This window comes from Bradyrhizobium sp. 61, assembly GCF_023073075.1.
GTDB lineage: Bacteria > Pseudomonadota > Alphaproteobacteria > Rhizobiales > Xanthobacteraceae > Bradyrhizobium > Bradyrhizobium barranii.
Genome location: NZ_JADPIU010000115.1, coordinates 1 through 1,480, shown reverse-complemented (window position 1 = coordinate 1,480; position 1,480 = coordinate 1). Strand labels below are relative to the sequence as shown.

Sequence of the window (1,480 nt, the reverse complement as noted above, 5' to 3'; positions counted from 1 at the left end):
GCGGTCAGCGCTCGGGGCACGAAAGCTCCGTTATCGTCGAGCTCTCGCAATCAAGCGATTCGGAGGAGCTGTCATGAGGCAATACGTCGGCCTGGATGTCTCGCAAAGAGAGACTTCGGTTTGCGTGGTCAACGAGACTGGTCAGGCGATTTTTGAAGGAAAGGCCAAGTCTGATCCCGGCGATCTGTCCAAGCTGCTTCGTAGACATGCGCCACTGGCGGAGCGGATCGGCTTTGAGACGGGCGCGATGGCAAGCTGGCTTTGGCACGAGCTTCGTAGGGTTGAACTTCCCGTCGTTTGCATCGATGCAAGGCATGCACACGCAGCACTGTCGGTCCGCATGAACAAGAGCGATCGGAATGATGCTCGGGGCCTTGCCGAACTGGTGCGGGTCGGGTGGTATCGTGAAGTCAAAATCAAGAGCGAGGAGAGCCAGAAGGTTCGAGCGATCCTTGTCGCGCGATTCCGCCTTGTGTCCATGCGCCGGGATATCGAGAACCAGGTCCGCAGTCTGATCAAGGAATGTGGGTTGCTATTCCCTCGCGCCATTGGCCAACAGTTCCGTAACCAGGTCGGCGAGCTATTGGGCGAAGGTCATCAACTTCTTAACGTCATCGAGCCGCTCCTGTCGATTCATGAACATATCTGCCAGCAGCAGAGCAAATTCGACGACGAGGTCCGCCGATTGGCGAAGTCTGACGAGACGACGCGTCGCCTGATGACGGTTCCTGGTGTCGGCGTGGTGACTGCCTTGACGTTCCGCCATACGATCGATGACCCGTCCCGCTTCCGATCGGCCTCGACAGTCGGCGCCTATCTCGGCCTCACACCTCGGCGCAACCAATCTGGTGAAACTGACACTAGTGGCAAGATATCCCGATGGGGCGACAGGCTTCTCCGAACCTACCTGTTCGAGGCAGCGACCGTCCTTCTCTATCGGACCAAAAAATGGTCTTCCCTCAAGGCCTGGGGAATAAAGCTCGCGAAGCGGGTCGGCATGAAAAAGGCAAAGGTCGCCATTGCGCGCAAGATCGCTGTGATCCTCCACTGCATTTGGGTCGATGGTACGTCGTTCGACTGGGGCCACGCGCCGGCCTGACCTTATTTTGCAAGTTCCTGGCCCGGTCCGCCGGGCCCGGGGATGTCCCGCTGGGACGGTGGTCGTGGTGACCTCGGTCAATCGGCTGGTGGCGGGCTCGCCCGCACACCGTTGCAAACGATGAGGCACCCGATCCGGACATCATCATGAGGCGCTTGCGACCTCGGAAAGGACCATGACCCCAGCGACGGGCAGCTGATCGCATTGAGATTTAGGTAACGGCTAATCGGCCCACGACTACCGAGCTGGCTATCGATCTACCAGCCGCGCTCGCCCCGTCTCCGCAACCCGACCCGCTCCGACGGGGCGAGCGCTACCGTCTTGCCGAATGGCTTCAAAAAGAGAATTGACATCAATCCGCAATTAAAGGGCCGATTGACA

Annotated in this window: 1 protein-coding gene; it reads left to right on the top strand. The window is 59.1% G+C overall.

Annotated elements, in window-relative coordinates; all coding sequences use genetic code 11:
* Positions 1–73: 73 nt before the first annotated feature.
* Positions 74–1,099 (top strand): IS110 family transposase, encoded by a 1,026-nt coding sequence (locus tag IVB46_RS43605; RefSeq protein WP_247346068.1) that lies wholly within the window; start codon positions 74–76, stop codon positions 1,097–1,099.
* Positions 1,100–1,480: the final 381 nt, after the last annotated feature.